This is a genomic window from Rhodopila sp. (genome assembly GCF_035548095.1).
Taxonomy (GTDB): Bacteria; Pseudomonadota; Alphaproteobacteria; order Acetobacterales; family Acetobacteraceae; genus Rhodopila.
The window spans coordinates 105,733-114,889 of sequence record NZ_DASZUV010000022.1 but is presented as its reverse complement, the minus strand read 5'-3'; the positions used below and the strand labels follow the sequence as shown (position 1 = coordinate 114,889).

Here is a 9,157-nt window from a genome sequence, read left to right as displayed (position 1 = left end):
GCCGATGGCCCAGGGGGTCAATTGCCCAGCGGCCAGTTCCCCAGTGGCCAGTTCCCCAGTGGCCAGTTCCCCAGTGGCCAGTTCCCCAGTGGCCAGTTCCCCAGCGAGTCAGGCCCCCAGCAGTCAGTTTCCCAATGCCCGGCGGACAGCGACGCGCAGCTCCGGCAGCAACTCCTCGGCAAACCAGGGATTGCGGCGCTCCCACGCGGTGGTGCGCCAGGACGGATGCGGCAGCGGGATGACGGCCGGACCGACCTCGGCAAAGCGGCGGACACGGTCGGTCATCGCACCCGGCCCCAGGCGGTGGCGCAGCGCGTAGGAGCCGACCAGCAGGGTCAGCCGGATCGCCGGCATCAGGCGGATGAAGCGGTCCAGCCAGAGCGGGGCGCATTCCCGCCGTGGCGGCGCGTCGCCGCCCTTCGGCAGCCGGCCGGGATAGCATAGCCCCATCGGCACGATGGCGATGCGGCCCTGGTCGTAGAAACGCTCACGATCCAGCTCCAGCCAGCCGCGCAGACGGTCACCGGAGGCGTCGTTCCAGGGAATGCCCGTGGCGTGCACCTTGGTGCCCGGCGCTTGGCCGATGATCAGGATGCGCGCCGTGTCCGAGACCCGGAACGTCGGCCGCGGACCCAGCGGCAGGGTATCGGCACAGAGGCGGCAGGCCGCGGCCTCGGCGGAAGCGGCGGCGAGCGTATCCGCGTCGGCACAGGCGGCGGTCATGCTGCTCCCTCGATCCCCGTATCAGTCAGCAGGACGTCCTGCCGGTCCGCGTCGCGACTTGGCCATGGCAACCGGCGGTGGCCGGTCCGGCCCGGTCCTGCTTCGGGATCAGCTGACCGTGCCGGCTCCGCGCAACGCCTCGATCACCTGATCCGCCAGTTCCTCGGGGCTGGCCTCCAGGGTCCGCAACCGGATTTCCGGGCTCAGCGGTTCCTCATAGGGCGCATCGACGCCAGTGAAATTCCGGATCTGTCCGGCATCGGCCTTTTCGTACAGGCCCTTGGGGTCGCGCCGGCGGCATTCATCCACCGGCGTGTCGACAAAGATCTCGAAGAACTCGTCCTTGGCCACGCGGTCGCGCGCCAGCATGCGCTCGGCGCGATAGGGCGAGATGAAGGAGACGATGACGATCAGCCCGGCATCGACGAAGAGGCGCGACACCTCCGCGATGCGGCGGATGTTCTCCACCCGGTCGGCTTCCGAGAAGCCCAGGTCGCGGTTCAGCCCGTGGCGCACATTGTCGCCGTCCAGCGTCATGGTGTGGTGGCCCATCGCCAGCAGGCGCTTTTCCACCAGGTTGGCGATGGTCGACTTGCCGGCGCCGGACAGGCCGGTGAACCACAGCACGGCCGGCTTCTGGCCCTTCAGACGCGCGCGGGCGGTCTTGTCGACCTCCATCTGATGCCAGACGATGTCGGTGGAGCGGACACCCGCCGTGGTGACCATGCCGGCGCCGACCGTGTTGCGGGTCAGCCGGTCGATCAGGATGAAGCCGCCCAGATCACGGCTGGCCGTGTAGGGCTCGCATACCACCGGATGGGTCAGCGACAGGCTGACGCGGCCGATCTCATTCAGCGCCAGCTCCCGGACCGGTTCTTCCTCCAGCGTCTCCATGTCGATCCGGGCGGTGATGTCGCTGACGGTGGCGACGACGGTCCGCGTGCCCAGCATCAGCAGGTAGGCGCGGCCGCGGAACAGCGGGGTCTCGTCCATCCAGACGACCCAGCTTTCCAACCGGTCGGCGGTCACCGGCTGCGGATCGGCGGACAGCACGTCACCGCGGGAAACATCGATCTCCCGGTCCAGCACCAGGGTGACCGGCATGCCGGCGGCGGCCTCCTCGAGGTCACCGTCCATGGTGACGATCCGTTCCACCTTCGCCTCGGTCCGGGCGGCGGTATTGCGGACGATATCGCCGGGCCGGACGCGGCCGCCGGACACGGTGCCGCAATAGCCGCGGAACAGGTGGTCCGGCCGGTTGACGTATTGCACCGGCAGGCGGAAAGCCCCGTCCTGCTGAGTGGTCGAAGGCCGCGCCGCCTCCAGCGCCGCCAGCAGCGTCGTCCCCGAATACCACGGCATCCGATCGCTCGATGTCGTGACATTATCGCCGTCGCGGGCGACGACAGGGATCATCGTCACGCTGGTGAAATTGAACTTCGGCCGCAACAGCTCAAAATCGGTGTCGATCTTGGCAAAGACTTCCTGGCGGAAGTCCACCAGGTCCATCTTGTTCACCGCCAGCACCACCTGGCGCACGCCCAGCAGCGAGGCAATGGCCGCGTGCCGGCGCGTCTGTGGCAGGATGCCCTTGCGTGCGTCGATCAGCAGGATGGCGACATCGGCGGTGGAAGCCCCAGTCACCATGTTCCGCGTATACTGCTGATGGCCGGGCGTATCCGCCAGGATGAAGCGATACGCATCCGTTTCGAAGAAGCGGTAGGCGACGTCGATCGTGACACCCTGTTCCCGCTCCGCTTCCAGCCCATCGACCAGCAACGCGTAGTCGATGCCGTTCTCTACCGTGCCGAACCGGCGCGAATCACGCTCCAACGTCGCGAGCACGTCGTCCTGAATGCCGTCGCATTCGAACAGCATGCGGCCGATCAGGGTGGATTTGCCGTCATCCACACTGCCGCAGGTGAGGACGCGCAGGACCGATGCGGGCATCAGAAATATCCCTCCCGCTTCTTGCGTTCCATCGATGCGCCTTCGTCACGGTCGATCAGCCGTCCGGCACGTTCCGATACGCGCGTGGTGCGCATTTCCCGCAGCAGCGCCTCCATGTCGCCGGCGTCCGAGGCCACCGCGGCGGAGAGCGGATAGCAGCCCAGGGAGCGGAAGCGGACCATGCGCTCGACCGGTGCCTCACCGGGTTCCAGCCGCATGCGGTCGTCATCGACGACGATAATCTGGCCATCCCGCATCACCGTCGGGCGCGGCGCGGCGAAATACAGCGGCACCACGTCGATCCCCTCGGCGGCGATGTAGTTCCACACGTCCATCTCGGTCCAGTTGGACAGCGGAAACACCCGCAGCGTCTCCCCCGGCGCCAGGTTGCCGTTGTACAGATGCCAAAGCTCGGGGCGCTGCCGCTTCGGATCCCAGGCATGGCCGGGCGCACGGACCGAGAAGATGCGTTCCTTGGCGCGGGACCGTTCCTCATCCCGCCGGGCGCCGCCGATGGCGATGTCGTAATTGCCGGCGGTCAGCGCCTGCTTCAGCGCATCCGTCTTCATGATCTGCGTATAGGCGCCGCCATGGTCGAACGGATTGACGTTGTCGCGTACCCCGTCGGGGTTGGTATGAACACGCAGCTCCAACCCGAAGCGCTGCACGATTTCATCCCGGAAGCGGATCATTGCCCGGAACTTCCAGGTCGTATCGATATGCAGCAGCGGGAAGGGCGGCCGAGCGGGGTAGAAGGCCTTACGGGCCAGGTGCAGCAGGACCGAGGAATCCTTGCCGATGGAATAGAGAAAAATCGGGCGGGCGGCCTGGGCGGCAACCTCACGGAATATATGAATGGATTCCGCTTCCAGACTGGCCAGATGGGCCAGATTGACATTCGGCAATTGAAAATTCCCGGTCTTGAAAGGATGTCAGGGCGGTGAGATCAGACCCGCCGGACAATATAGGTTTCCTCAAGCGCTGCAACGATCGAATTGGCATGCGCCTTGTCCCGCGCTTCCACCATCACCTCCAGCTCCGCCGCCTGCACGGAGGAGGATGCGAACAGTCGTTGGTGTGACACCTCGATGATGTTGCCGCCGGACCCGCCGATCTTGCCGGCGATGTCCGCCAGCACGCCGGGACGGTCGGGGATCTGCAGATGCAGGCGCAGCAGACGCCCGTCGCGCAGCAGGGCGCGCAGCAGCACGTTGGACAGGATGCGGGCATCGATGTTGCCGCCGGTCACGGCGATGCCGACGCGCTTGCCGCGGAAGCGTTCCGGATAGGCGAGCACGGCTGCCAGGCCGGTGGCGCCAGCGCCCTCGGCGACCGTCTTCGCCGATTCCACCAGCACGCCGATCGCCTCCTCGATCGCCCGTTCCGGCGTCACCAGCACGTCGGTGACGCGGCGCTCCACGATGCGGAACGGCGTTTCCCCGATATCGCGGACGGCGATGCCTTCGGCGATGGTGGCGCCGCCGACCGAGACGCTGCGCCCGGCCAGGCGCTGGGCCATCGCGGCGTACGTCTCCACCTCGGCGCCGAACACGGCGATGCCGGGCTTCAGCGCGCTGGCGGCGATCAGGCAGCCGGCCAGCAACCCGCCGCCGCCGGTGGGGATCACCAGCGCATCCAGGTCCGGTCCGTCCTGCATCATTTCCAGCGCCAGCGTGCCCTGGCCGGCGATCACGCCGAGGTCGTCATAGGGATGGATGAAGACGCGGGATTCGGTTTCGGCAACCTGGTGCGCGTGCTGGGCCGCCTCGGCCAGGGTTTCGCCCACCAGCACGACCTTGGCACCCCAGGCCTCGGTGCGGGTCACCTTGGTGGAGGGCGTAAATTTCGGCATCACGATGGTGGCATCGATCCCCAGCAGCTGGGCGTGCCGCGCGACGGCCTGGGCATGGTTGCCGGCGGACATGGCGATGACGCCGCGCTGGCGTTCGGCGTCGCTCAACAGCGCCAGACGGTTCGCCGCACCGCGTTCCTTGAACGCGCCGGTCACCTGCATGTTGTCGAATTTCAGCCAGACCTCGGCCCCGGTCAGGCGGGAGATCGCCTGGTTATACAGGATCGGGGTGCGAACAACCTTGCCGGCGATCCGGTCGGCCGCCGCCTGGACATCGGAGAGCGTGAGCATGCCGGTTCCTGCCATCCCGGCGGAGCGACCGCAAGCCGTTATGCGCCCCTATGCTGCGGGAGCGATCCGCCCTCCCCGCCATCGGAGGCGCCGGCCGCGCTCCGGTCATGACGGGCGGCAAGGAATGGGCGCCGATGCGCCCAGCCGCAAGCGTGACAGGATCAGGTTGACCCTGTCATGCCTTGTCGACTTTTTGGTTCGAGAGCGCGACTCACGCCCTCTCACCGCCGGCTCCAGGCGATCGCACTTTTAGCGGAAATGAATCTCCAAGATTTCGTACGACCGATCGCCGCCCGGCGCGGGGACGGAAATCGTCTCCCCGACCTTCTTGCCGATCAGCGCCTTGGCCAGCGGCGAGGAGATCGACAGCCGGGCAGCCTTGATGTCGGCCTCATGCACGCCGACGATCTGGTAGATCGTCTCCCGCTCCGTCTCCTCATCGACCAGCTTCACATGGGCGCCGAACTTGACGTGCTGGCCGGACAGGGAGGAGGGATCGATCACCTCGGCCGCCGAGGTGATTTCCTCCAGCTCCGCGATGCGGCCCTCGATAAAGGATTGCCGCTCCCGCGCGGCGTGATATTCCGCATTCTCCGACAGGTCGCCGTGCTCACGCGCCTCGGCAATGGCACGGATGACGGCCGGACGCTCCACCGATTTCAGGTGGCGCAGTTCCTCCTCCAGCCGCTGCAGACCTTGGGCGGTCATCGGGAACTTCTGCACGTCGTGGTCCTTCAAGCCCAGTGAGACAAGCCAACAAGACAAGTCAGAGTGAGACGACTCATCCGGTTCCATCCGCGGCAGAGCGTGACCCGGCCGCGGAATTCCGTTCAAAATGAACCGCGAAAGTAGGACTGAAGAGGCGCAACTTCAAGCGTTCCCGCTTTCATCGCCGCGATCGCATGCACCGCGGCCCGGGCGCCGGCCAGGGTGGTGTAGTGCGGGACCTGGTGGGTCAGGGCGCTGCGGCGGATGGCGAAACTGTCCGCCACCGATTGCGGCGTGGACGCGGTATTGATCACCAGTTGCACCTCGCCGGAGCGGATCGCGTCCACGCAATGCGGGCGGCCTTCCAGCACCTTGTTGACCACGCTGACCGGGAACCCGGCCTCCCGGATGCGGGCGGCGGTACCTTTCGTCGCCATGATGGAAAAGCCCATCTCGATCAGCCGGCGGGCCAGCGAGGGCAGGCCCTTCTTGTCGGCGTCCTTGATCGACAGGAACGCCGTGCCGGCCATCGGCAGGATCACGCCGGCGCCGAGCTGGGCCTTGGCGAAGGCACGCTCGAAGCTGGAATCCAGGCCCATGACCTCACCGGTGGAGCGCATCTCCGGTCCCAGGATCGTGTCCACGTCCGGGAAGCGGGCGAAGGGAAAGACCGCTTCCTTCACCGCGACATGCGGAGCGATCGAGTCGTCATCCAGCTCGAAGTCCGCCAGCTTTGCCCCGGCCATGACCCGGGCGCCGATCTTGGCGACCGGCACGCCGGTGGCCTTGGCGACGAAGGGCACGGTGCGGGACGCACGCGGGTTCACCTCCAGCACGTAGATCGTGTCGTCCTTGATGGCGTACTGGACGTTCATCAGGCCGACCACGCCCAGCGCCTTGGCCATCGCCTCGGTCTCGGATTTCAGCTCCGTGATCATTGCCGGGGACAGTGAATAGGGCGGCAGGGAGCAGGCGGAGTCGCCGGAATGGATGCCGGCTTCCTCGATATGCTCCATCACCCCGGCGACATAGACGGTTTCACCGTCGGCGATGCAGTCGACATCCACCTCGATCGCGTCGTTCAGGTAGCGGTCGATCAGCACCGGGTTGTCGCCGGAGACGCGCACGGCCTCGCGCATGTAGCGATGCAGCCCGGCGCGGTCGTAGACGATCTCCATCGCGCGGCCGCCCAGCACGTAGCTGGGCCGGATCACCACCGGATAGCCGATGCGTTCGGCGATCGCCTCGGCCTCCTCGGCGGAGCGGGCGGTGCCGTTGTCGGGCTGCAGCAGGCCCAGGCGCTGGAGCAATTGCTGGAACCGCTCCCGGTCCTCGGCCAGGTCGATGGCGTCGGCCGAGGTGCCGAGGATGGGAATGCCTTCCCGCGCCAGCGCCTGCGAGAGCTTCAGCGGGGTCTGGCCGCCATACTGCACGATGCAGCCCAGCACGGTGCCGTTGCGCTGCTCCGTGCGGATCAGGCCGATCACATCCTCCTCGGTCAGCGGCTCGAAATACAGCCGGTCGGAGGTGTCATAGTCGGTGGAGACGGTTTCCGGGTTGCAGTTGACCATGATGGTCTCGAACCCCGCCTCCTTCAGCGCATAGGCGGCATGAACGCAGCAATAGTCGAACTCGATGCCCTGGCCGATCCGGTTCGGGCCGCCCCCCAGGATCACCACCTTGGTGCGGTCGGTCGGGCCGGCTTCGCAGACCGGGGTGCCGTAGCCGCCCTCATAGGTGGAATACATGTAGGAGGTCTGGGACGCGAATTCGGCGGCGCAGGTATCGATGCGGCGATAGACCGGCACGACGCCAAGCGCCTGGCGGGTGGCGGCGATGTCGGCGGGCGTGCTGTCGGTGATCCGGGCCAGCTGCCGGTCGGAGAAGCCCAGCGCCTTCAGCCGCCGCAGCGCCCCGGCTTCCCGCGGCAGGCCGGTGACCGTCAGGGCGCGTTCGGCATCGGTGATGCGCTGCAATTCGCGCAGGAACCACGGATCGAATTTCGTCGCGTCGTGAATCTCCTCCACCGACAAGCCGGCACGCAGCGCCTGGGCCGCCATCAGCAGCCGGTCCGGCCGCGGCTCGGACAGCGCCGCCCGGAACGCGTCCGGTCCGCCATCGCCGGGAGGCTCCACCGGGTCGAGGCCGGAGAAGCCGGTCTCCATGCTGCGCAGGCCCTTCTGCAGCGCCTCGGCGAAGGAGCGGCCGATCGCCATCGCCTCGCCCACCGACTTCATCGACGTGGTCAGCATCGCCGGCGTGCCGGGGAATTTTTCGAAGGTGAAACGGGGAATCTTGACCACGACGTAGTCGATGGTCGGCTCGAAGCTGGCCGGCGTGACCTGGGTGATGTCGTTCGCCAGCTCATCCAGCGTATAGCCGACCGCCAGCTTGGCGGCGATCTTGGCGATCGGGAAGCCGGTCGCCTTGGACGCCAGCGCCGAGGAGCGGGAGACGCGCGGGTTCATCTCGATGATGACCATGCGGCCGTCCTTGGGGTTCAGGCCGAATTGCACGTTCGACCCGCCGGTATCGACGCCGATCTTGCGCAGGCAGGCGATCGAGGCGTCACGCATGCGCTGATATTCCTTGTCGGTCAGCGTGAGCGCGGGGGCGACGGTGACGGAATCGCCGGTATGGATGCCCATCGGATCGACATTCTCGATCGAGCAGATGATGATGCAGTTATCGGCGCTGTCGCGCACGACCTCCATCTCATATTCCTTCCAGCCCAGAACCGATTCCTCGATCAGGACCTCGGTGGTCGGCGAGGCCTCCAGGCCGCCGCTGACGATCTGTTCGAACTCCTCCTTGTTGTAGGCGATGCCGCCGCCGGTGCCGCCCAGGGTGAAGCTGGGGCGGATGACGGCTGGCAGGCCGGTCAGGGCGAGCGCGGCGCGGGCTTCCTCCATCGAATGGGCAATCGCGGAGCGGGGGGATTCAATCCCGATCTCCGCCATCGCGTCGCGGAACTTCAGCCGGTCCTCCGCCCGGTCGATGACGTCCGCCCTCGCTCCGATCAGTTCGACGCCGTGCCGTTCCAGCGCGCCGGAAGCGGCGAGCTTCATCGCCGTGTTCAGCGCGGTCTGGCCGCCCATGGTGGGCAGGATGGCGTCCGGTTTCTCTCGCGCAATGATTTTCTCGACGACCTCGGGCGTGATCGGCTCTACATAGGTGGCGTCGGCCAGGCCGGGATCGGTCATGATGGTGGCGGGGTTGGAGTTGACCAGGATGACGCGATAGCCCTCCTGCTTCAGCGCCTTGCAGGCCTGGGCGCCGGAATAGTCGAACTCACAGGCCTGCCCGATGATGATCGGGCCGGCGCCGATGATGAGGATGGATTTGAGGTCGGTGCGCTTGGGCATTTGAATCGAACTGCCTAGAAGCTGGGGTTGGATGTTTGAGGCGTGTTCCTCTGATGAGTGTTCCCCGGTGATGAGTATTCCCCGGCGCGACCCTGAGGAGAGGTCGGAACGTTCTGCCCATCACCAGACGTGCGGCCACCGCGAGCCGGACGTTTTCCAGTACCGGCTGCCCGTCCGACATATCATCCGACATATCAGTCAGCGGTCGCCACCAGCCATGAAAGATCGGTGCCGAGGCAGTAAAGCGGGTTGCCCCGGCATGATCCGC

The 9,157-nt window shown here is 66.7% G+C and carries 6 protein-coding genes; all 6 read right to left on the bottom strand.

Annotated elements, in window-relative coordinates:
* Nucleotides 1-123: 123 nt before the first annotated feature.
* Nucleotides 124-723, bottom strand: coding sequence for a uracil-DNA glycosylase family protein (locus VHC04_RS17130; RefSeq protein ID WP_325683489.1), 600 nt, complete (start codon nucleotides 721-723; stop codon nucleotides 124-126).
* Nucleotides 724-831: 108 nt separating this feature from the next.
* Nucleotides 832-2,673: an adenylyl-sulfate kinase gene (gene cysC, locus VHC04_RS17125; protein WP_325683487.1), complete on the bottom strand. Its 1,842-nt coding sequence runs from the start codon at nucleotides 2,671-2,673 to the stop codon at nucleotides 832-834.
* Entirely contained in the window at nucleotides 2,673-3,578 is a 906-nt protein-coding gene (cysD, locus tag VHC04_RS17120) for a sulfate adenylyltransferase subunit CysD (protein WP_413789122.1), read from the bottom strand. The genes cysC and cysD overlap by 1 nt, the downstream gene beginning before the upstream one ends.
* A 41-nt stretch (nucleotides 3,579-3,619) precedes the next feature.
* Nucleotides 3,620-4,816 (bottom strand): threonine ammonia-lyase, encoded by a 1,197-nt coding sequence (locus VHC04_RS17115; RefSeq protein ID WP_325683485.1) that lies wholly within the window; start codon nucleotides 4,814-4,816, stop codon nucleotides 3,620-3,622.
* 249 nt (nucleotides 4,817-5,065) lie between these two features.
* Entirely contained in the window at nucleotides 5,066-5,539 is a 474-nt protein-coding gene (gene greA / locus VHC04_RS17110) for a transcription elongation factor GreA (RefSeq protein ID WP_325683483.1), read from the bottom strand.
* A gap of 107 nt (nucleotides 5,540-5,646) precedes the next feature.
* On the bottom strand, nucleotides 5,647-8,889 hold the full coding sequence (gene carB / locus VHC04_RS17105; RefSeq protein WP_325683480.1) for a carbamoyl-phosphate synthase large subunit: 3,243 nt from the start codon (nucleotides 8,887-8,889) through the stop codon (nucleotides 5,647-5,649).
* Nucleotides 8,890-9,157 lie beyond the last annotated feature (268 nt).

Excerpts from the sequence above, each read along its gene's own strand:
- carB (WP_325683480.1), bottom strand. The coding sequence starts at position 8,889 with ATGCCCAAGCGCACCGACCTCAAATCCATCCTCATCATCGGCGCCGGC.
- cysC (WP_325683487.1), bottom strand. The coding sequence starts at position 2,673 with ATGCCCGCATCGGTCCTGCGCGTCCTCACCTGCGGCAGTGTGGATGAC.
- VHC04_RS17130 (WP_325683489.1), bottom strand. The coding sequence starts at position 723 with ATGACCGCCGCCTGTGCCGACGCGGATACGCTCGCCGCCGCTTCCGCC.
- VHC04_RS17115 (WP_325683485.1), bottom strand. The coding sequence starts at position 4,816 with ATGCTCACGCTCTCCGATGTCCAGGCGGCGGCCGACCGGATCGCCGGC.